A 22,175-nucleotide genomic window follows, 5' to 3' on the forward strand; every position below is an offset into this window, starting at 1 on the left:
CACTTTGCGGACTTGCGGTCACGCTCACCGGTGCGCTAAAGGAGCGCTGCCTCAGAAGTCCAGCGTGTGGTCCGTGACGAAGTGCGGATCGACCCGGAGGTACGCCGGCGCGTAGGGCTCCCCGTTGACGCTGACAGGGGCCGCCCCGAACAGTTCCTCCTGTTCGGGGCAGAGGTGCACGATCTCGGCGGGCCCGGTGAACTGCACCGACCACAGGTTGCCGCCGTCGCCCGATGCCGCGTCGTTGTAGTTGTCCGCCCCGTACGCGACGACGCTCCCGTTGCACGCCTCGTGGTGGCCGAAACCCCGGTGCATCCGCAGCAGGATGCGGCCGTCGCTCACGATGTGCCGGGCCACCGCCAGGAACGGCAGGGCCCGCATGCTGGTCGCGAGGCGGCCGTAGGGGACCCGGCCGAGCAGATCGAGGGGCTCGGCCGGCCCGGTCCGCTCGATCGTGCCGACCGCGCGGCGTTCGCGGGGGGAGCCGTGGGAGTCGAAGGACATGGCTTCCACTGTCCCCCGGGCGTAGGGGCCGCGTAAGAGTCGCCTGCCCCGGGTGGCGCGGGACCAAAGTCCCGCCGCCCGGGGCGGTTCAGCGGCGCTCGGCCTGGAGCCGGGCGACGTACGCGGCGGCCTGCGAGCGGCGCTCCATGCCCAGCTTGGACAGCAGGCTGGAGACGTAGTTCTTGATGGTCTTCTCGGCGAGATGCAGCCGCTCCCCGATGACGCGGTTGGTCAGCCCCTCCCCGATCAGGTCCAGGATCTTGCGCTCCTGCTCGGTGAGGCCCGCGAGCCGGTCGTCGCCCTTGGCGGTGCCGCCGTCGCGCAGCCGCTCCAGCACCCGGGCGGTCGCCACCGGGTCCAGCAGGGATTTTCCGGCCGCCACGTCCCGTACGGCATTCAGCAGTTCATTGCCGCGGATCGCCTTCAGCACATAACCCGATGCGCCTGCCATGATCGCGTCGAAAAGCGCCTCGTCATCGGCGTACGAGGTGAGCATCAGGCATTTGATGTTCTCGTCCTGGGAACGAACTTCCCGGCACACCTCCACCCCGCTGCCGTCCGGCAGCCGCACGTCGAGCACCGCCACATCGGGCCGTGTCGCCGGGATCCGCGCCAGGGCGTCCGCGGCCGTACCGGCCTCGCCGACCACCTCGATGTCCGGTTCGGAGGCGAGCAGCTCATGGACGCCACGCCGGACGACCTCGTGATCGTCGAGCAGAAATACCGTGATTTTTCCATCTTCGCGCACGATCGCAGTCTCACATACTCGCCTCCCCTCCGCTCTTCCCTGGCGCTGATCCGCGGGATAACGTGCCGTTGTTCCGGCGGCCTGCAAGGCTGTTTCCAGTGCCCTGACCAGCAGCGCTTCGCGTTTTTTTCGATTTACTTGGAAATCCAAGCAAAATCGCAGGTCAGAGAGGGTTTCGCAGTTATGCGATGCACTGGGTAACGTGCCTATGACAGGGCGCTCGCCGGGGCACCTGTCACGCCTGATCCCGGCCCGACCGGCACCCACCCCGTGCACGGCTCCGGACTCAGGCGAGCCGCACTGGTTCCCGGCAGACCCCGGGGGCCGGACCGACGGAGGAGCACGCACGTGACCGTGGAGAGCACTGCCGCCGCGCGTAAACCGCGACGCGCCAGCAAGCGGACCAGCGCCGCGAAGAAGCCGCAGAGCGCCGAGCCCCAGCTCGTACAGCTGCTGACGCCCGAGGGCGAGCGCGTCGAGCACCCGGACTACAGCATCGACCTGAGCGCGGAAGAGCTGCGCGGCCTGTACCGGGACATGGTGCTCACCCGCCGCTTCGACGCCGAGGCGACCGCCCTCCAGCGTCAGGGCGAGCTGGGCCTGTGGGCCTCGCTGCTCGGCCAGGAGGCCGCCCAGATCGGCAGTGGCCGCGCGCTGCGCGACGACGACTACGTCTTCCCGACCTACCGGGAGCACGGCGTCGCCTGGTGCCGCGGGGTCGACCCGACCAACCTGCTCGGCATGTTCCGCGGCGTGAACCACGGCGGCTGGGACCCGAACAGCAACAACTTCCACCTGTACACGATCGTCATCGGCTCGCAGACGCTGCACGCCACCGGCTACGCCATGGGCGTCGCCAAGGACGGTGCGGACTCCGCCGTGATCGCGTACTTCGGTGACGGCGCCTCCAGCCAGGGCGACGTGGCCGAGTCGTTCACGTTCTCCGCGGTCTACAACGCCCCGGTCGTCTTCTTCTGCCAGAACAACCAGTGGGCCATCTCCGAGCCCACCGAGCGCCAGACCCGTGTGCCGCTCTACCAGCGCGCCCAGGGCTTCGGCTTCCCCGGCGTCCGCGTCGACGGCAACGACGTCCTCGCCTGCCTCGCCGTCACCCGCTCCGCGCTGGAGCGGGCCCGCCGCGGCGAGGGGCCGACCCTCGTCGAGGCGTTCACCTACCGCATGGGCGCCCACACCACCTCCGACGACCCGACGAAATACCGGGCCGACGAGGAGCGGGCCGCCTGGGAGGCCAAGGACCCGATCCTGCGGCTGCGGACGTACCTGGAGAAGGCCGGCCACGCCGACGAGGCGTTCTTCACCGCCCTGGACGAGGAGAGCGAGACCCTCGGCAAGCGGGTACGGGAAGCGGTACGCGCGATGCCCGACCCGGAGCCGATGGCCCTGTTCGAGCACGCCTACGCCGACGGGAACTCCCTCGTGGACGAGGAGCGCGCCCAGTTCGCCGCCTACCAGGCATCGTTCGCCGACTCTGCCGAGGAGGGCAAGTAGCCATGGCCGTGGAAAAGATGTCCATCGCGAAAGCGCTCAACGAGTCGCTCCGCCTCGCCCTCGACACCGACCCCAAGGTCCTCATCATGGGTGAGGACGTCGGCAAGCTCGGTGGTGTCTTCCGGATCACCGACGGGCTCCAGAAGGACTTCGGCGAGGACCGGGTGATCGACACCCCGCTCGCCGAGTCCGGCATCGTCGGCACGGCGATCGGCCTGGCCCTGCGCGGCTACCGCCCCATCGTCGAGATCCAGTTCGACGGCTTCGTCTTCCCCGCGTACGACCAGATCGTCACGCAGCTCGCCAAGATGCACGCCCGTGCGCTCGGCAAGGTCAAGCTGCCGGTCGTCGTACGCATTCCCTACGGCGGCGGCATCGGCGCCGTCGAGCACCACAGCGAGTCCCCCGAGGCGCTCTTCGCGCACGTCGCGGGTCTGAAGGTGGTCTCGCCGTCCAACGCGAGCGACGCGTACTGGATGATGCAGCAGGCCGTCCAGAGCGACGACCCGGTCATCTTCTTCGAGCCCAAGCGGCGCTACTGGGACAAGGGCGAGGTCGACACCGAGTCCATCCCCGGCCCGCTGCACAAGGCCGTGACCGCCCGCGAGGGCAGCGACCTCACGCTCGTCGCGTACGGGCCGATGGTCAAGGTCTGCCTGGAGGCCGCCGCGGCCGCCCAGGAGGAGGGCAAGTCGATCGAGGTCCTGGACCTGCGCTCGATGGCCCCGATCGACTTCGACGCCATCCAGAAGTCGGCGGAGAAGACCGGCCGGGTCGTGGTCGTCCACGAGGCGCCCGTCTTCTACGGCTCCGGTGCGGAGATCGCCGCCCGGATCACCGAGCGCTGCTTCTACCACCTCGAAGCCCCCGTCCTGCGGGTCGGCGGCTACAGCGTGCCCTACCCGCCGGCCCGGCTGGAGGACGAGTACTTGCCCGGGCTTGACCGGGTGCTCGACGCCGTCGACCGCTCGCTGGCGTTCTGAGGAGAGGGTTCGTGACGACGATGACCGAAACGTCTGCTCGCTTCCGTGAGTTCAAGATGCCCGACGTGGGCGAAGGACTGACCGAGGCCGAGATCCTCAAGTGGTTCGTCCAGCCCGGCGACACCGTCACCGACGGCCAGGTCGTGTGCGAGGTCGAGACGGCGAAGGCGGCCGTCGAGCTGCCTATCCCGTTCGACGGGGTGGTGCACGAGCTGCGCTTCCCCGAGGGCACGACCGTCGATGTCGGCCAGGTGATCATCGCGATCGACGTGGCCCCGGGCAGCGGCGAAGCGCCCGCCCCGGCCGCCGCCGCTCCGGCCCAGGAGCCGGTGGAGGCGCCGGAGGCCGAGGCCGAGCCGAAGGGCCGCACGCCGGTCCTGGTGGGTTACGGGGTCGCCGAGTCCTCCACCAAGCGCCGCCCGCGCAAGGGCGCGGCCGCCGCGCCCGAGGCCGCCGCCGTCGCGGCGGCGGTGCAGGCCGAGCTGAACGGGCACGGGGCGCCGGCTCCCGCCCCGGTGGCACCCGTGCCGGCCGGTGCTCCGGCAGGGGGCCGCCCGCTCGCCAAGCCCCCGGTCCGCAAGCTGGCCAAGGACCTGGGCATCGACCTGGCGACGGTGGTGCCGACCGGCAAGGACGGCATCATCACCCGCGAGGACGTCCACGCGGCGGCGGCTCCGGCCGCTGCCGAGGCCCCGGCGGCGGTCGCGTCCCCGGTGGCCCCCGAGGCCCCGGCGGCCGCTGTCCCCGCCGCCGTCCCCGACTCCGCCCGGGAGACCCGTATCCCGGTCAAGGGCGTCCGCAAGGCCATCGCGCAGGCGATGGTGGGCAGCGCGTTCACCGCGCCGCACGTCACCGAGTTCGTCACGGTCGACGTGACGCGCACGATGAAGCTCGTGGCCGAGCTCAAGGAGGACAAGGACATGGCGGGGGTGCGGGTCAACCCGCTCCTGATCATCGCCAAGGCCCTCCTCGTCGCGATCAAGCGGAACCCCGAGGTCAACGCCGCCTGGGACGAGGCGAACCAGGAGATCGTGCAGAAGCACTACGTGAACCTGGGCATCGCGGCGGCCACCCCGCGCGGTCTCATCGTGCCGAACATCAAGGACGCGCACGACAAGACGCTGCCGCAGCTCGCGGAGGCGCTGGGCGAGCTGGTCACCACGGCCCGGGACGGCAAGACGTCCCCGGCGGCGATGGCGGGCGGCACGGTGACCATCACCAACGTCGGCGTCTTCGGCGTCGACACCGGTACGCCGATCCTCAACCCGGGCGAGTCCGCGATCCTGGCGGTCGGCGCGATCAAGCTCCAGCCGTGGGTCCACAAGGGCAAGGTGAAGCCGCGTCAGGTCACCACGCTGGCGCTGTCGTTCGACCACCGCCTGGTCGACGGCGAGCTGGGCTCCAAGGTGCTGGCCGATGTGGCGGCGATCCTGGAGCAGCCGAAGCGGCTCATCACCTGGGCCTGAGGAACAGACGGACGAAGGGTGCGGCCACCGCCGGTGGCCGCACCCTTCGGTCGTGTCCGGTGCCGCATCAGTCGCGCTGTGCGCCCTGGGGCAGCGTGCGCAGCTTCATGGTCGACGCGGTGGTGGAACCGTAGTAGTAATCGAGCAGCTTGGCCGCGTCGTTGTAGCGGTCGGTGCCGTTCAGGATGACGCCGACGTACGTCTTGTCGCCCCGGGTGGCGGCGAAGAGGAGGCAGGGACCTGCCGCTGTGCCGGTGCCGGTCTTGATGCCGACGGCGCCGCTGTAGGAGCCGAGCAGCTGGTTGGTGTTGTACCAGGTGTACGTCCGCGTTCCGCCGGTGCTGGTTGTCACGGGGGCCACGTACTTGGTGGTGCTCATGATGCCGCGCAGGGTCGAGCCCCGCATCGCGTAGCTGGCGAGCTGCGCGAGATCGCGCGGGGTCGAGTAGTTGTCCCCGGCCGCCGAAATGCCGTCGAACGAGTCGAACTTGGTGTTGGTCATCCCGAGCGACGCGGCCTTGGCGTTCATCTGGCCGATGAACTGCTTGGTCCGGGCGGCCCGGGTGGAGCCCACGCCGAAGGTGTCGGCGAGTGCGTACGCCGCGTCGCAGCCGGACGGAAGCATCAGGGCGTGGAGCAGCTGACGGACCGTGGCCTTGTCGCCGGTCCTCAGATCCGCCGTGCTGGCGCCCTGGGCCGTGACGTAGTCGCGGTAGGTCTGCGAGATGGTCACCTTGCGGGACAGGTCGACGCCGGGGGTGTTGAGGACCACGGCGGCCGTCATGACCTTGGTGGTGCTGGCCATCTGTCGCTTGATGTCGGCGGCCTTGCCGTACTTCTTGGCCCCGGTCGCTCTGTCCTGCAGGAACGCGCCCTTGGCGCTGAGCGTCGGCAGGGCGGCAGCGGCCTGGGCAGGCGACGCGAGGGGCGTGACCCCAAGCATCACGCCACCGGATACGACGGCTGCGACGACAGAGTTGCGCAGGCGCTTGCCGCGGCCCTTGTGGCCGGCCTGGGGGCGGGTCTTGTGGCTCGATATCAATGAACGCTCCGAGTTCGCGACTGCGTTGAGGGGCAAGGAGATGGACAGGCCCCGATACGAGACTCGTGAGCGGCCCGCAAGGATGTACGCGGACATGGCAAAGAATCGGCCGGTGAACCCGTGATGCGTGGGCTCGCGCGGCGACCGCGCGAGCCCGGCGAGGCGGCGGAGCCGGCCATCGTCTGCCGGCTCACCGGCTTCTCGCCCGGCCGGGGTCGAAGGCCCTACTTCTTGAACCCGTAATCCATCAGCTTCTTCGCGTCGGCGGTGCGGTTCGCCTCGGAGGACGACGTGAGCACCGTGCCGATGACCGTCTTGCCCTTGCGGGTCGCCGCGAAGACCAGGCAGTACTTGGCGGTCGGGCCGGAGCCGGTCTTGACGCCGGTCGCGCCGCTGTAGCTGCCGAGCAGCTTGTTGGTGTTGCTCCACGACATGTAGCGGTAGCCACCGCTCTTCGTGGTCACCTTCTGCTTCGTCGACCTGGTCTTGACGATCGAACGGAACGTGGAGATCTTCATCGCCTTGCCGGCGATCTTCGTCAGGTCACGGGGAGTGGAGTAGTTGTTGCCGCTCCCGATGCCGTCGAACGAGTCGAAGCGGGTGTTCTTCAGCTTGAGGCTCTTCGCCGTGGAGTTCATCTTGCCGATGAACGACTTCACCCGGGCGGCACGGGTCTTTCCGGAGCCGAACCTGTCGGCCAGGGCGTACGCGGCGTCGCAGCCGGAGGGGAGCATCAGGCCGTAGAGGAGCTGGCCCACCGTCACCTTGTCGCCGACGATGAGCCGGGCCGACGAGGCGTTCTTCGAGACGATGTAGTCGCTGTACGCCTTCTGGATCGTGACCTTGGACTTCAGGTTCACGTTCTTCTGGGACAGGACGACCAGCGCCGTCATGATCTTCGTGGTCGAGCCGGTGGCCCGGCGGGTGTCCGCGGACTTGGTGAAGAGGGTCTTCCCGGTGCCGTCGTTCATCAGGAAGCCGCCCTTGGCGACGATCTTCGGAGTCGGCGGCGTGGCGGCGTGTGCCGTGGAGGCGAGGGCGCTGCCCGCGAGCACCGCACCGGCGGTGAGCGTCACGGTGGCCGTGACGGTGACGCGATTGATGCGCTTGATGCCGATTTTCACTGAACGCTCCCAAATGCCCCTGATATGCGGCCACATAAGGGTGCCGCTCGGTGGATGAGACGCCTGAGGAGGGGCAATGGATGTGTTACCGAACGGGTGAATTTGCGCGAGCTTGCCCCTGGGTCGTCGGCGCGCGGCAGCCTTTGCCGCGCCATGCCTCGCGGCCCTTCCGGCCCGTGCCGGAGGTCCAGAATCCGGACGCCGGCCCCCATGCGTGCATGTTGTATCTATGCTGTGCGCATGCCTGCCGCATCCTCCGCCCCCGTACGCTCCACGCCTTCCTCCCTCAAGCGCCCGCCCGCCGCCGAGCGGGTCTACACGCACATCAAGGAAGCCGTCCTGGAACGGCGTTACGAGGGCGGGACGCTGCTCACCGAAGGGGATCTGGCGGACGCGGTCGGGGTCTCGCGGACGCCCGTGCGCGAGGCGCTGCTGCGGCTGGAGGTCGAGGGGCTGATCAAGCTCTACCCGAAGAAGGGCGCGCTCGTCCTCGCCGTCTCCGCACAGGAGATCAAGGACGTGGTGGAGACCCGGCTGCTGGTCGAGGAGTTCGCGGCGCGCAGGGCCGTGCCCGCGTCCCCGCAGTTGATCGAGCGTCTGGAACAGCTTCTGGAGGAGCAGCGGCAGCTGGCGGAGGCCGGCGATCTGGCGGCAGTGGCGGTCACGGACCGCTGTTTCCACGCCGAGATCGTCAAATACGCGGGCAACGAGATCCTCTCGCGCCTCTACGACCAGCTTCGCGACCGTCAGCTGCGCATGGGCGTGGCGGTGATGGAGGCCCACCCGGGCAGGATCGAGGCCAACGTCACCGAGCACGGTGAGCTGCTGGAGGCGATCCGGGCCGGGGACGCCGACGGGGCGGCCCTGGTCGTGCGCCGCCATGTCGGCCGGGTGCGGGAGCTGGTGCGGGGTGAGGACAGGTGAGCTCGGCCGCCCCCACGCTCTCCCTGCCCGGTGACCCGCCCGGCGGGCGGCGTGCCGCCTGGGTCTGGGGCATCGGCGTCGCCGTCTACTTCGTCGCGATCATCTTCCGGACGAGCCTGGGCGTCGCCGGGCTCGACGCCGCCGACCGGTTCGCCGTCAACGCCTCGGCGCTCTCCACCTTCTCCATCCTCCAGCTCCTCGTCTACGCGGGCATGCAGATACCCGTGGGGCTGATGGTCGACCGGCTCGGCACCAAGAAGGTCCTCACCATAGGCGTCGTGCTGTTCACCGTCGGGCAGCTCGGCTTCGCGCTCTCCCCCTCGTACGGGATGGCGCTGGCCGCACGCGCCCTGCTCGGCTGCGGCGACGCGATGACGTTCATCAGCGTGCTGCGGCTCGGCAGCCGCTGGTTCCCGGCCCGGCGCGGACCGCTGATCGGGCAGGTCGCCGCGCTGTTCGGGATGGCGGGCAACCTCGTCTCGACGCTGTTCATCGCGCGGGCGCTGCACAGCTACGGCTGGACCACGACGTTCGTGGGCAGTTCGCTGGCGGGCGTCGTGGTGCTGGTGCTGCTCCTGCTCTTCCTGAAGGACCACCCCGAGGGTCACGAGCCGCCGCCCGCCGAGCACGCCGGGGCCGCGTACGTCCGCCGGCAGATCGCCGCCGCCTGGCGGGAGCCGGGGACCCGGCTCGGGATGTGGGTGCACTTCACCACGCAGTTTCCGGCGATGGTGTTCCTGCTGCTGTGGGGGATGCCGTTCCTGGTCGAGGCGCAGGAGTTGAGCCGCGGCACGGCGGGCATGCTGCTCACCCTGGTCGTGCTGTCCAACATGGTGGTGGGGCTCGTCTACGGGCAGATCATCGCCCGCCACCACGAGGCGCGGACCCCGATCGCGCTCGGCACGGTGGCGACGACGGCCCTGCTCTGGGCGTCCGCGATCTTCTACCCGGCCGATCACACGCCGATGTGGCTGCTGATCGTCCTGTGCCTGGTGCTGGGCGCCTGCGGGCCGGCCTCGATGGTCGGCTTCGACTTCGCCCGCCCGGCCAATCCGCCCGAGCGCCAGGGCACCGCCTCCGGCATCGTCAACATGGGCGGGTTCGTCGCCTCGATGACCACCCTGCTGGCCGTCGGGGTCCTGCTGGACGCCACCGGCGACAACTACCGGATCGCGTTCGCCTCGGTCTTCGTCCTGGAGGCGTTCGGCGCCGCCCAGATCCTGCGGCTGCGCCGACGGGCGGCCCTCAGGGAGCGCGAGCACCACGTGGTCAGCCGCGTCGAGGCCGTGCACGTGCCCGCGTAGCCCTCACTGCGGGGCGCGGGCACGTGCCCGTGAAGCGGTAACCGGGTCACGGGGTCACGGCGAAGTTGTCCAGGATCGCGGTGGCCAGCTCCTGGTCGCCCTCGACCTTGATCCGGTCGGCGACGGCCGCGTGACGGACCCGGCCGCAGGCGAGGCGGACGTACGTCTCCCAGTCCAGCGACAGCGTCACGGCGGGGCCCAGCGACGGCGCGCCGTCGATCGAACCGCGGCCCTCCGCGTCGACCCGGACCGTCCGCAGGAACTCCACCGGGCCGTGCACGTCGAAGACGACCGCCGAGTTGGCCGGGGCGCCCGCGCCCTTGGCGACGACCTTCGGCAGCCCGAGGAGCAGCAGGTCCCGGGTGATCAGGGCGCCGGGGGAGTCCAGGTTGCCCGGCTGGCCGAGCGTGGTGCGCAGATCCTGTTCGTGCACCCACACGTCGAAGGCCCGCAGATTCAGCGCCGTTTCGAGGGTCTGCTCGGCGCCCAGCGGCGCGCGGACCTTGGTCTCGGGGCTGCGCGACTCATTGCGGATCTGGCGGGCCCGGCGGATGAGGACGTACTCCAGCTCGGCGGTGATCTCCGGGGAGGTGTGGTGCCGCCGGACGTCGACCTGCATCTCCATGTAGCGGGCGAAGTCGCTCTGCACGTGGTAGAGGTCGCGCGGCAGGGTGTGGATCGGCCGGGGATCGCCGAGCATCTCGCACTCCATGCCGATGACGTGCGACACGATGTCGCGCACCGACCACCCCGGGCAGGGCGTGCGGCGGTTCCACTCGCTCTCGGCGAGGGGCTTCACCAGCTCGGCTATCGCCTCGATGGAGTGGGTCGCGGCGTCGGTGTAGGGCTGGAGGCTGGGATGGACGGTCACGGGACCCCTCGTGCGGTTCTGCGGTGCATGGGCTGGAGAGAGCAGGAAGTGCTGGCGGGTGGGCCGGCTCTGACGGCACTGTCGGCGAGCTGCGTGGGAGGTTCGGTGGCTAAGTTACGCTGCGAGCAGGCACCCCGGCAGTGCTTTCGTGTGACGATCGTAGGCCCGTGTTGACGGCTTGAATGCCAGGACGGTGGTAGTGTGCGCGCCTCCCTCATCCAGATCGCAGTAGACCCGGACGAATCCGTCGAGGCCCGCAGGGTCCGAGCGGCGTCCCTGGTGGTCGCCCAGCGCGGCGCCGACCTGGTGGTTCTTCCCGAACTCTGGCCGGTCGGGGCGTTCGCCTACACCGCCTTCGAGGCGGAGGCCGAGCCGCTGGAGGGCCCCACGCACGAGGCGATGGCGAAGGCGGCGGCCGAGGCCGGTGTCTGGCTCCACGCGGGCTCCTTCGTCGAGCGCGCGGATGACGGCACCCTCTACAACACCAGCCTGGTCTTCTCGCCCGAGGGCGAGCGCTCGGCCGCCTACCGCAAGATCCACCGCTTCGGCTTCGACCAGGGCGAGGCGGTGATGATGGGCGCGGGCGATGAGCTGGTGACCGTCGCCCTGCCGGACACCACCCTGGGCCTCGCCACCTGTTACGACCTCCGTTTCCCCGAGCAGTTCCGGGGGCTTGTCGATGCGGGCGCCGAGACGCTCGTCGTCGCGGCGGGCTGGCCCGAGCGCCGCCGCTCCCACTGGACGCTCCTGGCGCAGGCCCGCGCCGTGGAGAACCAGGCGTACGTGCTCGCCGTCGGCACGGCGGGCACCCACGGCGACATCCAGCAGGCCGGCCACAGCATCGTCGTCGACCCCTGGGGCGAGGTGCTGGCACAGGCGGGCGCGGACGAGGAGGTCCTGACCGTCGAGCTGGACCCGGACAAGGTACGCGCGACCCGGGACCAGTTCCCGGCCTTGAAGGACCGCCGCCTGGGGCTCCCGTCACCGCTCTGATGGCGCCGCGGCGGCGCTGAGAGGGCACCCCGGCGTCGTCCGAGGAACCCCGGCGGCCTCCGTCCACGTTTCACGTGAAACAACGGGCCGCAGCGCCGGGGCGGGGCTCAGCCCTCGTTCTCCTTGTCCGCCAGGACGATCACGCACATCGCCACGGCGATGAGCAGCGCGGTGTCCGCGTCGTCCCGGACGACGTCGATGCCGTAGGTGTCCCGGAGGGTCAGCCAGCGGCGCGAGATCTGGGCCAGCAGCTCGCCGTCGTACTCGATGGCGAACTCGCGGTCCAGGATCTTGCCGCTGACATCCAGTTCCGTACCGTCCACCAGCGTCACCCGGTAGTGGTTGCGGAGCAGTGACAGCCGCTTGCGCTTGACCTTGGCCAGCTCCTCGCCGCCGCGCTCGATGAGCATCGTGTCGCGCAGGCTGACCAGCTTCTGTCGCAGCTCGACCAGAACCCGGCCGTCGGCGTCCTTCAGCTCGAAGGTGTCGCGCAGCCGCATCGCCTTGCCGTCGACCAGGAAGACCTTCCGGCCCCCGTCGTCCTCGATCCAGTAGTCGTCGCCGATGGCGAACAGCCGCTCACGTACGAGAAGTCTCATGGGGCACAGGTTCCCCCGGGGCCCGGCGGAATGCGCGCAGGCCGGGACGGTGTTGACTGGTGACATGGCAACACGTGCACGCGTTCGCGCCCCCGAACTCATCGGCAAGGGCGGCTGGCTCAATACAGGCGACCAGCAGTACACCCTCGCTGACCTGCGAGGGCGCATCGTCATCCTCGACTTCTGGACGTTCTGCTGTGTGAACTGTCTGCATGTCCTGGACGAGCTGCGCGAGCTGGAGGAGAAGCACCGCGACACCGTGGTGATCATCGGCGTCCACTCGCCCAAGTTCGTCCACGAGGCCGAGCACCAGGCAGTCGTCGACGCCGTCGAGCGCTACGAGGTCCACCACCCCGTCCTCGACGACCCCGAGCTGGCCACCTGGAAGCAGTACGCCGTCCGCGCCTGGCCGACGCTCGTCGTGATCGACCCCGAGGGGTATGTCGTCGCCCAGCACGCGGGCGAGGGCCACGCGCACGCCATCGAGAAGCTCGTCGAGGAGCTGGAGGCCGAGCACGGGGCCAAGGGCACGCTCCGTCGGGGCGACGGCCCCTACGTCGCGCCCGAGCCCGTCGCCACGCATCTGCGCTTCCCCGGCAAGGCGCTGCTCCTGCCGGACGGCGGCTTCCTCGTCTCCGACACCACCCGGCACCGCCTGGTCGAGCTGGACGCCGACGGCGAGACCGTACGCCGCCACTTCGGCACCGGCGAACGCGGGTTGAGCGACGGCGGCCCCGACGAGGCCCGGTTCAGCGAACCCCAGGGGCTCGCCGTGCTCCCGGACGGCCGCATCGCCGTCGCGGACACCGTCAACCACGCGATCCGCGCCCTTGACCTGACGACCGGGGTGACCAGCACCCTCGCCGGGACCGGCCGCCAGTGGTGGCAGGGGACCCCGACCAGCGGCCCGGCGCGCGAGGTGGACCTCTCCTCGCCGTGGGACGTCGCCTGGTTCGGTGACCGGCTGTGGATCGCCATGGCGGGCGTGCACCAGCTGTGGACGTACGACCCGCAGAGTGCGACCGTACGCGTCGCCGCCGGGACCACCAACGAGGGCCTGGTCGACGGACCGGCCGCCGAGGCCTGGTTCGCCCAGCCGTCCGGGCTCGCCGTCTCCGCCGACGGGGAGCGGCTCTGGGTCGCCGACTCGGAGACCTCCGCGCTGCGCTGGGTCGACCGCGACGAGCACGTCCACACCGCCGTCGGCACCGGCCTCTTCGACTTCGGCCACCGGGACGGGGCGGCCGACCAGGCGCTCCTGCAGCACCCGATCGGCGTGACCGCGCTGCCCGACGGGTCCGTCGCGATCAGCGACACGTACAACCACGCCCTGCGCCGGTACGACCCGGCGTCCGACGAGGTCACCACGCTGGCCACCGATGTCCGCGAGCCCAGCGACGCGGTGCTGGTCGACGGCGATCTCGTCGTCGTCGAGTCGGCCCGCCACCGGCTGACCCGCCTCCGGCTGCCCGAGGAGGCGGTCCAGGTCGCCGACCAGGCGCACCGCACCCAGCGGACCGCGACCGGCATCGCCCCGGGCACCCTCCGCCTCGACGTGGTCTTCCAGGCGCCCGCGGGGCAGAAGCTGGACACCCGCTACGGGCCCTCGACCCGGCTCCTGGTCTCGGCCACCCCGCCCGAGCTGCTGGCGGACGGCTCCGGCGCGGGGACCGACCTCGGGCGCGATCTGGTCCTCGCGGACGGGGTCACCGAGGGCGTGCTGCACGTCTCCGCGATGGCGGCGTCCTGCGACGACGACCCGGCCAACGAGTACCCGGCCTGCCATGTGCACCAGCAGGACTGGGGGGTGCCGGTCCGCGTCACCGCGGAGGGCGAATCCCGGCTGGCACTGGTGCTCGCCGGGATGGACAGCCCCTCGTGACCGCTTGACGGATCAGAACTCGTCGGCGCCGTTGCGCAGTTCGGTGGTCCAGTAACCGGTGGCCCACTTCTGCGGGTTGACGGCGAGGCCCTCGGCGGCGGGCGACTTCACGACCACCGTGCCGCCGCCGTTGGCCTTCAGCGTGACCGTGAACTCCTTCACGGTCTCGGTGATCTCCTTCCGGCCGCCCTCGGACATGCGCACCGCGACATAGGCGGACTGGCCGGGCTCCAGGATCACCGGGGCCTGCGGCTTGCTCTTGGCGACGGGCGGGACGATGCCCCGCGCGTTGTCCAGGAAGTGGATGTGCGGGTACTCCTTCATCTCGCAGCTCGCGCCGGAGGTGTTCTTCGCGGAGAGCGTGAGGTGGGTGTAGGGCGGGCCGTCCTGACGCTCGGCGGTGATGTTCAGGCCCTTCGCCGTGCAGAGGGCGACGGCGGCCTTGTCGGACGTGCCGCCGGTGGTTCCGGAACCGCCGGAGCCCTTGGCCGCGCCCGCGGGCTGAGCGGTGCCGGTGGAGCCCTTGGTGCCGGTCACCGCCGCGTCGTCGGCGGCCTTCTCGGATCCGGCGTCCTTCCCGGACCCGGAGGTCGACGCGGCGGTGGTCGCGGAGCTGTCGGCCACCCCCTCCGAGCGGGTGCCGGAGCCGTTGTCGCCGCAGGCGGTGAGGGTGAGCGCGAGGGCGGCCGTGGTCGCGGCGGCCAGGACGGTGGTGCGGTTGCGGAAGGTACGCATGGAAATTCCCCCGGGGAGACGGTGAGGCGGACGCCCGGTCGAGGCGCCCTGCCCGCGAAGTGCTGACGGGAACGACTCTGCCCGCCGCCGCTCACGTATCGCTGCCGTCCCGCTGACGTACGGCTGATGCCCGGCGCGGCGACGACAAACCGCAGGTCAGCCGGTCAGCCCTCGGCAGTGAGCCGTCGGAGCGCCTCGTCGTACCGCCGGCGGTACTCCGTCCGCGCCGACACCCGCAGCAGCGCCTCCAGCGCCCGTACGGCCCCGTCGTCGTAACCGGCCTCCTCCGCCTCCCGCGCGGCCCGGTCCAGCAGCCGGATGCCGTCCTCCTCCTCGCCCAGCGCGAGGTGCGCCTCGCCGCAGACCGCCAGCAGCAGCGACCGGCGCACCGCCTCTTCGTGCTCGGGGCCCAGATCGAGCGCGGTCCGCGCACAGGCCAGCGCCTCCCGCGGGCGGTGCGCGGTGAGCTGCATCCGTGCCAGGTGCTGGAGCGCGAGCATCTCGGTGTGCCGGTCCTCCTCCTCGCGGGCCAGCTCCACGGCACCGGTGCAGTTCTCCGTCGCGGTGGCCGGCTCGCCCAGTTCGGCCTGGACGACGGCCAGGTTGATCAGCGCGGTCGCCTCGCCCAGCGGGTCGCCGGCCTCGCGGGCGAGCACCGGTGAGCGCTCCAGCACGGCGGCGGCCTCCGATGTCCGGCCCTCCTCCGTCAGCACCCAGCCCAGCAGGGTGAGCACCCGCGACTCGGCGTACGCGTCCTTCCCGGCGCGAGCCGCTTCCAGGGCCAGCTCCAGCACGGGCGCCCAGTTGTCCCGTACCCGCCACACCACCTGCGGCCACTGGAGCAGGATGATCCGCCAGGTCCGGTCCGCCAGCCCCGCCTCCCGCGCCGCCACGGCGGCCAGGGCCAGGTTCTCGCGCTCGGCCGCCAGCCAGCGCATCGCCTCCGCGCGGTCGGCGAAGTCCCGTACGGCGACGGGCCGGCGGTAACCGTCCGGGAGCACGAAGCACGGCTCGCCGCCGGGCTCCGCCGTGTCGGCGGCCGCCAGCGCGGTGGCGATGCAGTGGTCGAGCACCCCGGTGAGAGCGTCGTGCGCGGACGCCGGGTCGAGGCCGCGCGCGTACAGGCGCACCAGGTCGTGCAGGACCCACCGGCCCGGAGCGGTCTCGGTGACGAGGTGGGCGGCGGCGAGGCGCTCCAGCGCAGCCGCCGCGGCGACCGGATCCGTCCCCGCGAGCGCGGCGGCCGCGTACGGGTCGAAATGGCCGCCGGGATGGTGCCCGAGCCGCGCGAACTGGTGGACGGCCTCCGGTGGCAGGTGCTGGACGGTCAGCCGCAGCGAGGCCGCGACGCCTGTGTCGTCCACGTCGAGATACGCCAGCCGGCCCCGCTCGTCGGCCAGTTCGTCGGCGAAGGCGGCCAGCGTCCAGCGCGGCCGTCCAGCCAGCCGGGCCGCGGTGACGCGCAGCGCGAGGGGCAGCCCGCCGCAGAGTTCGGCGAGGCGGCGGGCCGCCACCGGTTCCGCGAGCACCCGCTCCTCCCCCAGCACCCCCGCGAGCAGTGCCGTGCCGTCGTCGGCCTCCAGCGTGTCGAGCGGGACGGGCCGGGCGGCGTCCGAGGCGATGAGCCCCTCCAGCCGGTGCCGGCTGGTGACCAGCGTGACGCAGTCGCTGCCGCCCGGCAGCAGCGCACGGACGGTGGCGGAGTCACGGGCGTTGTCGAGGACGACCAGCACCCGGCGCCGGTCGGTCAGGGAGCGGAAGAGCGCGGCGGCTGCCGGGGCGGACTCCGGGACCCGGCGCGGCGCGACGCCGAGCGCGAGCAGGAACTCCCGCAGGACGTCGATGAGCGCGCTCTCGCCAGCCTCGCTGAACCCGCGCAGATCGGCGAAGAGACGGCCGTCCGGGAAGAGCGCGCCGCTGCGGTGCGCCCACTGGAGCGCCAGCGCGGTCTTGCCGACCCCGGCCGGGCCCGTGACCAGACAGACGGGCGCCTCGCCCGCCGCCGCCCGCGTGAGCGCGGCCAGTTCGGCGCCCCGCCCGTGGAAGCCGCGCGGGGCCCGGGGGAGCAGGTCGACGGGGAGCGGTTCTCCGGGGTGCGGCGCGGGCGCGGCAGCCGACGGGCGCAGCGCGGCGCGGGACGCCACCGCACCGCGACCGCGCGCGGGCACGTCACCGGCGGCACCGGATGGACCGGCGGAGGCCGGGTCCGGGGACGCCGCACCGGACGGGGGCGCGGCGCCGACCGAGGCCGCCGGACGGGTCGGGGGCGGGGTCCGGACACCGGCCGGAGCCACCACGGGCCTCGGTCTCGGCTCGCCGCTCCCCGCGTCACCCCGCAGGATCAGCGCGTACGCGTCGGCCAGTTCGTGGCCCGGGTCGATGCCCAGCTCGTCGGCGAGGAGCCGCCTCGTACGGTGGAATCGGTCCAGCGCCTCCGACTGGCGTCCCGCCCGGTACAGCGCCAGCACCAGCTCCGCGGCCAGCGACTCGCGCAGCGGATGGGCTGCGGTCTCCGCCGCCAGCAGAGCCGCGGCCCGGTGGTGTTCGCCGAGCATCCCGTACGTACGGGCCAGGTGCTCGACCGTCGCCAGCCGCGACTCCTCCAGGGAGTGCGCGGCCGCCCGGAGCGGCGGCCCGGTGAACGCCCCGCTGAGAGCCGGGCCCTGCCACAGCGACAGGGCCTCCTTCAGCATCAGCACGGTGTCCGCCGGGCCGCGCTGTTCCCGCGCCAGCATCAGCAGTTCCTCGAACCGCTGCGCGTCGATCAGTGTCTCCGGCACCCGCAGGACGTACGCGTCGCCGAGCGTGGCCAGCTCGACCCCGTACGCCTCCGCGTCCGCGCCCACCAACAGGGCGCGCAGCCGCGACACATGTCCCTGGATCACCCCGCGGGCCTGCAGCGGCGGTGTGTCGTCCCAGAGGGAGTCCGACAGACGGGCCACGGAGACCGGGGTGTTGGCGGACAGCAGCAGGGCGGCGAGCAGACTGCGGCGCTTGGCGGGCCCCAGCGGCAGCGGCCCCGTGAGCGTTTCGACGGAGACCGTGCCGAGCAGCCGGAACTCCACGGACGGCTCCTCTTCCGGGCGGTGCGCGCCCACGGTGGGGGCGCGGGATCCGTCCCAGAATATCGGGGCCCCCGCAGGGTCGTCGCCGCAGGTCGTCAGCGGTAGCGCTGCTCGTCGTCCTGGACGACGGTGGTGCTGGGCGGCACGACCATCCGGCGGCGCCGCGCGATGCTCATATAGACGAAGACCCCGACGAGACCGACGAGCATCATGATCCAGCCGACCAGGTCGACGTTGACGGTGTCCATCTTCCAGTCGGTGGCGAACGCCAGGATCGCGCCCGCACCGATCAGGAGAATGCATCCTCCGAGTCCCATGAATTCCGCCTCCTCGACCACCCGGTGCGTCCGGGCCGGTGTACGACTCGCGTACCCGGCCCGGCAACAACCATGTGCACGGGGTTGGTTGGGCGTCTTGCGGTCAGCCGGCCAGGAACGCGGTGAGCGCGTTCGCCAGCAGATACGGGTCCTCAGCGCCGCACAGCTCACGGGCGCTGTGCATCGAGAGGATCGCCACGCCGATGTCCACTGTCTGGATGCCGTGCCGGGCGGCGGTGATCGGCCCGATGGTCGTGCCGCAGGGCATCGCGTTGTTGGACACGAAGCTCTGCCACGGCACGCCCGCCTTCTCGCAGGCCGCGGCGAACACCGCACGGCCGCTGCCGTCGGTGGCGTACCGCATGTTGACGTTCACCTTGAGGATCGGCCCGCCGTTGGCGACCGGGTGGTGCGTCGGGTCGTGCCGCTCCGCGTAGTTGGGGTGCACGGCGTGGCCGGTGTCGGAGGAGAGGCAGACGGTTCCGGCGAAGGCGCGGGCGCGGTCCTCGTACGTGCCGCCGCGCGCGAACACCGAGCGCTCCAGCACCGAGCCCAGCAGCGGCCCGTCGGCGCCGGTGTCGGACTGCGAGCCGTTCTCCTCGTGGTCGAAGGCCGCGAACACCGGGATGTACGGGATGTCGGCGTCGGCAAGTCCGGCGACGGCGGCCAGGGCGGCGGTCGCGGCGTGCACCGAGAGGAGGTTGTCCATCCGGGGCCCGGCCACCAGCTCGCGGTCCCGGCCGAGGTAGGAGGGCGGCTCGATGGCGTGCGGCATCAGGTCCCAGCCGGTGACGTCCTCCGCGTCGACCCCCGCCTCCTCGGCGACGAAGCGGATCAGGTCGCCCTCCTCCACATCGCCGAGTCCCCAGATCGGCTGCATGTGCTTCTGACGGTCGAGTTTGAGCCCCTCGGTGTTGGCCGAGCGGTCCAGGTGGACGGCCAACTGCGGCACCCGCAGCAGCGCCCGGTCGATGTTGACCAGCCGGTGCGTGCCGTCGCGCAGCGAGATCCGCCCGGCCAGGCCCAGATCCCGGTCGAGCCAGGTGTTGAGCAGGGTGCCGCCGTAGACCTCGACGGCGATCTGGCGCCAGCCGTGCGCGCCGGTGTCGGGCAGCGGCTTCACCCGGAGGTTGGGGGAGTCGGTGTGCGCCCCCGCGATCCGGAACGGGGTGTGCGCCTCGGCGCCCTCCGGTACGTACCAGGCGACGATCGCCCCGCCGCGCAGCACGTACTTCCCGCCCGCCGAGCCGTCCCAGGCGGCGGTCTCCTCGACCTGCCGGAAGCCGGCCTCCTCCAGCCGGGCGGCGGCGTTGGCCACGGCGTGGTACGGGGACGGGCTGGCCGCCAGGAAGGTCATCAGGTCATCGGTGTGCGCACGGTCGAACCGGAGAGGGGAACTCATGTTCTTCACTGTAACGAGGACCCGGGGTCCGGTATCCGGTGACCGCGAGATCGGCCGCCCCGTCGCTCCCAGGTCCGCCGATCGTGCGACAGCGCCGCCGCCCGGACGGTCTCCGGGCGGCGGCGCTGTCGGATGTGCTGAGCGGCTGCGAGGTCCTAGAAGGCGGCCTCGTCCAGCTCCATCAGCGAGTTGTCGATCGACTCGGCGAGCGCGCGCTCGGTCGAGACGCCCGGCAGGACGTTCGCGGCGAAGAACTTCGCGGCGGCGATCTTGCCCTGGTAGAAGGGCACGTCCTTCGCGGAGGCGGTCGGCAGCTTCTCGGCCGCCACGGCCGCGCCCTTGAGCAGCAGGTAACCGACGACGACGTCGCCGGAGGCCATCAGCAGGCGGGTCGTGTTGAGGCCGACCTTGTAGATGTTCTTGACGTCCTCGCCGGTCGCGGTGAGGTCGGTGATCATCGTGCCGACGATCGCCTCCAGGTCCACGGCGGCCTTGGCGAGGGAGTCCAGCGCCGGGGCCAGCTCCTCGTTGCCCTGGGCGCCCGCGAGGAACTTCTTGATCTCCTCGGAGAGCGTGTTGAGCGAGGCGCCCTGGTCGCGGACGATCTTCCGGAAGAAGAAGTCCTGGCCCTGGATCGCGGTGGTGCCCTCGTAGAGGGTGTCGATCTTGGCGTCCCGGATGTACTGCTCGACCGGGTACTCCTGGAGGTAGCCGGAGCCGCCGAAGGTCTGGAGCGACTGCGCGAGCTGCTCGTAGGACTTCTCGGAGCCGTAGCCCTTCACGATCGGCAGCAGCAGGTCGTTGAGGCCGTTCAGCGCCTTGGCGTCCTCACCCGCGGCCTCCTGTTCCTGGATCGCGTCCTGGACGGAGGCGGTGTACAGCACGAGGGAGCGCATGCCCTCGGCGTACGCCTTCTGCGTCATGAGCGAGCGGCGCACGTCGGGGTGGTGCGTGATGGTGACCTTGGGCGCCGTCTTGTCCATGAAGTTCGCCAGGTCGGGACCCTGGACGCGCTCCTTGGCGTACTCCAGGGCGTTCAGGTAGCCCGTGGAGAGGGTGGCGATGGCCTTCGTGCCGACCATCATGCGGGCGAACTCGATGATGCGGAACATCTGGCGGATGCCGTCGTGCTTGTCGCCGATCAGCCAGCCCTTGGCGGGGTGCTGGTCGCCGAACGTCATCTCGCAGGTGTTGGACGCCTTGAGGCCCATCTTGTGCTCGACGTTCGTCGCGTACACGCCGTTGCGCTCGCCCAGCTCGCCGGTCGTCCAGTCGAAGTGGAACTTCGGGACCATGAAGAGCGAGAGGCCCTTGGTGCCCGGTCCTGCGCCCTCGGGGCGGGCCAGCACGTAGTGGATGATGTTCTCGGACATGTCGTGCTCGCCCGAGGTGATGAAGCGCTTCACGCCCTCGATGTGCCAGGAGCCGTCCTCCTGCTGCACGGCCTTCGTCCGGCCGGCGCCGACGTCCGAGCCGGCGTCCGGCTCGGTCAGCACCATCGTCGAGCCCCACTGCTTCTCGACGGCGATCTCCGCGATCTTCTTCTGCTCCTCGTTGCCCTCCTCGAAGAGGATGCCGGCGAAGGCCGGGCCGGAGGAGTACATCCACACGGCCGGGTTCGAGCCGAGCAGCAGCTCCGCGTAGCCCCAGATCAGGGAGCGCGGGGAGGTGGTGCCGCCGATCTCCTCGGGCAGGCCCAGACGCCAGTACTCGGAGTCCATGAATGCCTGGTACGACTTCTTGAAGCTCGCCGGGACCGGAGCGGTCTTGGTCTCCGGGTCGAAGACCGGCGGGTTGCGGTCGGCGTCGGCGAAGGAGTCGGCGAGCTCGTTCTCCGCGAGGCGGGCGATCTCGTCCAGGATGCTCTTCGCGGTGTCGACGTCCATCTCACCGAACGGACCGGTGCCGTACACCTTGTCGCGCCCGAGGACCTCGAACAGGTTGAACTCGATGTCGCGGAGATTCGACTTGTAGTGCCCCATGGGAAGGCTCCGTAATCAATAGCAGTGGCGCCACAGCGCCCCGGGGAGTGATGCGGGTCGGGCGACAGGCAGGCGTAGGTCTATCAGCTGACCTCTCCGATGATGCTACCCGTCAGTAATAAGGCGCAACCCCTCAAGCCGTAGATGTGTCCGATTACTCTTTGCAGCATGTACGGCTACGACCAGAACCCTGGTGCTCAGCAGCAGATGGGTCAGATGGGCCAGATGGGTCAGATGGGCGGCGGCTACGGGGAGCAGCCGCTGTATCCCGAACCGTCGCCGCCCTCCCTGGCCGACGCGGTCCGGGCCTTCACCACCGGCTCCCTCTCCGCCGAGGACTTCCAGCAGATCTTCGCGACGTCGAAGGTCTACTGCCCGCGCGGCGACAACCCCGGCTTCCTGGCGCTGCACAACACGCAGCAGCCGGTGATCCCGATGTTCACGACGCTCAAGGAGCTGCGGCGGTACGCGGGCAAGGAGTCGAAGTACTTCGTGATCACCGGGGCCGAGGTGATCGACCTGCTGCCGACGGGGTACGGCTTCGTCCTGGACATGGAGGGCGACCACCGGATGGTCTTCGACGCCAAGGCCGTCGAGCAGATGGTCGACTTCGCGATGCGCCGTATGTACGGGTAGGGATTCGGTGACCGTGCGTCGCTGACCTGCGGTTTCTTCTGTCGGGCGAGGGCCCGCGCCGAGATGGCGCGGGCCCTCGCCCTGTCGCG

19 protein-coding genes are annotated in these 22,175 nt (G+C 71.0%); 8 read left to right on the forward strand and 11 right to left on the reverse strand.

Annotation, left to right across the window (positions count from 1 at the left end; all coding sequences use genetic code 11):
* Nucleotides 1–51: 51 nt before the first annotated feature.
* On the reverse strand, nt 52–504 hold the full coding sequence (locus tag D3105_RS06040) for a pyridoxamine 5'-phosphate oxidase family protein (RefSeq protein WP_118900697.1): 453 nt from the start codon (nt 502–504) through the stop codon (nt 52–54).
* Nucleotides 505–592: 88 nt separating this feature from the next.
* On the reverse strand, nt 593–1,252 hold the full coding sequence (locus D3105_RS06045) for a response regulator (protein WP_030806973.1): 660 nt from the start codon (nt 1,250–1,252) through the stop codon (nt 593–595).
* Between the two features lie 348 nt (nt 1,253–1,600).
* On the opposite strand from D3105_RS06045, the gene pdhA reads away from it, so the two are divergent.
* From pdhA to D3105_RS06060, 3 genes are read left to right on the forward strand one after another with little or no spacing between them, the layout of a single operon-like run.
* Nucleotides 1,601–2,761, forward strand: a complete 1,161-nt coding sequence (pdhA, locus tag D3105_RS06050) for a pyruvate dehydrogenase (acetyl-transferring) E1 component subunit alpha (RefSeq protein ID WP_075265370.1) — start codon at nt 1,601–1,603, stop codon at nt 2,759–2,761.
* Between the two features lie 2 nt (nt 2,762–2,763).
* Nucleotides 2,764–3,744, forward strand: coding sequence for an alpha-ketoacid dehydrogenase subunit beta (locus tag D3105_RS06055; protein ID WP_118900699.1), 981 nt, complete (start codon nt 2,764–2,766; stop codon nt 3,742–3,744).
* 11 nt (nt 3,745–3,755) lie between these two features.
* Nucleotides 3,756–5,210: a dihydrolipoamide acetyltransferase family protein gene (locus tag D3105_RS06060; protein ID WP_118900701.1), complete on the forward strand. Its 1,455-nt coding sequence runs from the start codon at nt 3,756–3,758 to the stop codon at nt 5,208–5,210.
* Between the two features lie 67 nt (nt 5,211–5,277).
* Here D3105_RS06060 and D3105_RS06065 read toward each other — a convergent pair whose 3' ends face one another.
* Both D3105_RS06065 and D3105_RS06070 read right to left on the reverse strand, forming a co-directional pair.
* On the reverse strand, nt 5,278–6,153 hold the full coding sequence (locus D3105_RS06065) for a D-alanyl-D-alanine carboxypeptidase family protein (RefSeq protein ID WP_118900726.1): 876 nt from the start codon (nt 6,151–6,153) through the stop codon (nt 5,278–5,280).
* 323 nt (nt 6,154–6,476) lie between these two features.
* Complete coding sequence (locus D3105_RS06070) at nt 6,477–7,376, reverse strand: D-alanyl-D-alanine carboxypeptidase family protein (protein ID WP_118900703.1); 900 nt, start codon at nt 7,374–7,376, stop codon at nt 6,477–6,479.
* 240 nt (nt 7,377–7,616) lie between these two features.
* Between D3105_RS06070 and D3105_RS06080 the strand changes: the two genes are divergently transcribed.
* A complete protein-coding gene (locus tag D3105_RS06080) occupies nt 7,617–8,300 on the forward strand; it encodes a GntR family transcriptional regulator (protein WP_118900728.1) in 684 nt (227 codons plus the stop codon).
* Complete coding sequence (locus tag D3105_RS06085; RefSeq protein WP_118900705.1) at nt 8,297–9,604, forward strand: MFS transporter; 1,308 nt, start codon at nt 8,297–8,299, stop codon at nt 9,602–9,604. Before D3105_RS06080 ends, D3105_RS06085 begins: the two co-directional genes overlap by 4 nt.
* Before the next feature lie 46 nt (nt 9,605–9,650).
* Here D3105_RS06085 and D3105_RS06090 read toward each other — a convergent pair whose 3' ends face one another.
* Nucleotides 9,651–10,475 (reverse strand): maleylpyruvate isomerase family mycothiol-dependent enzyme, encoded by an 825-nt coding sequence (locus D3105_RS06090; RefSeq protein WP_118900707.1) that lies wholly within the window; start codon nt 10,473–10,475, stop codon nt 9,651–9,653.
* Between the two features lie 201 nt (nt 10,476–10,676).
* On the opposite strand from D3105_RS06090, the gene D3105_RS06095 reads away from it, so the two are divergent.
* Nucleotides 10,677–11,468 (forward strand): carbon-nitrogen family hydrolase, encoded by a 792-nt coding sequence (locus D3105_RS06095; RefSeq protein ID WP_118900709.1) that lies wholly within the window; start codon nt 10,677–10,679, stop codon nt 11,466–11,468.
* A 107-nt stretch (nt 11,469–11,575) separates the two neighbouring features.
* Here the strand turns inward: D3105_RS06095 and D3105_RS06100 are convergent, their stop codons facing one another.
* Nucleotides 11,576–12,067, reverse strand: coding sequence for an LURP-one-related/scramblase family protein (locus D3105_RS06100; RefSeq protein WP_118900711.1), 492 nt, complete (start codon nt 12,065–12,067; stop codon nt 11,576–11,578).
* A gap of 64 nt (nt 12,068–12,131) precedes the next feature.
* On the opposite strand from D3105_RS06100, the gene D3105_RS06105 reads away from it, so the two are divergent.
* Entirely contained in the window at nt 12,132–13,949 is a 1,818-nt protein-coding gene (locus tag D3105_RS06105) for an NHL domain-containing thioredoxin family protein (protein WP_118900713.1), read from the forward strand.
* Nucleotides 13,950–13,961: 12 nt separating this feature from the next.
* On the opposite strand, the gene D3105_RS06110 is transcribed toward D3105_RS06105, so the two are convergent.
* From D3105_RS06110 to D3105_RS06130, 5 genes are all read right to left on the reverse strand, one after another.
* Complete coding sequence (locus D3105_RS06110) at nt 13,962–14,684, reverse strand: DUF4232 domain-containing protein (protein ID WP_118900715.1); 723 nt, start codon at nt 14,682–14,684, stop codon at nt 13,962–13,964.
* 164 nt (nt 14,685–14,848) lie between these two features.
* A complete protein-coding gene (locus D3105_RS06115; RefSeq protein WP_118900717.1) occupies nt 14,849–17,749 on the reverse strand; it encodes an AfsR/SARP family transcriptional regulator in 2,901 nt (966 codons plus the stop codon).
* Nucleotides 17,750–17,844: 95 nt separating this feature from the next.
* Nucleotides 17,845–18,066, reverse strand: coding sequence for a DUF6458 family protein (locus tag D3105_RS06120; protein ID WP_118900730.1), 222 nt, complete (start codon nt 18,064–18,066; stop codon nt 17,845–17,847).
* A gap of 103 nt (nt 18,067–18,169) precedes the next feature.
* Nucleotides 18,170–19,468: a M18 family aminopeptidase gene (locus D3105_RS06125; RefSeq protein ID WP_118900732.1), complete on the reverse strand. Its 1,299-nt coding sequence runs from the start codon at nt 19,466–19,468 to the stop codon at nt 18,170–18,172.
* Between the two features lie 155 nt (nt 19,469–19,623).
* The gene (locus D3105_RS06130) at nt 19,624–21,450 is read right to left on the reverse strand and encodes an acyl-CoA dehydrogenase (RefSeq protein ID WP_109197531.1); all 1,827 of its coding nucleotides are present in this window, start codon (nt 21,448–21,450) and stop codon (nt 19,624–19,626) included.
* 168 nt (nt 21,451–21,618) lie between these two features.
* Here D3105_RS06130 and D3105_RS06135 point away from each other — a divergent pair, with 168 nt between their 5' ends.
* Nucleotides 21,619–22,086, forward strand: a complete 468-nt coding sequence (locus D3105_RS06135) for an SseB family protein (protein ID WP_006125898.1) — start codon at nt 21,619–21,621, stop codon at nt 22,084–22,086.
* Nucleotides 22,087–22,175: the final 89 nt, after the last annotated feature.

Origin of the sequence: Streptomyces globisporus, assembly GCF_003501885.1 — a bacterium.
GTDB lineage: Bacteria > Actinomycetota > Actinomycetes > Streptomycetales > Streptomycetaceae > Streptomyces > Streptomyces globisporus_D.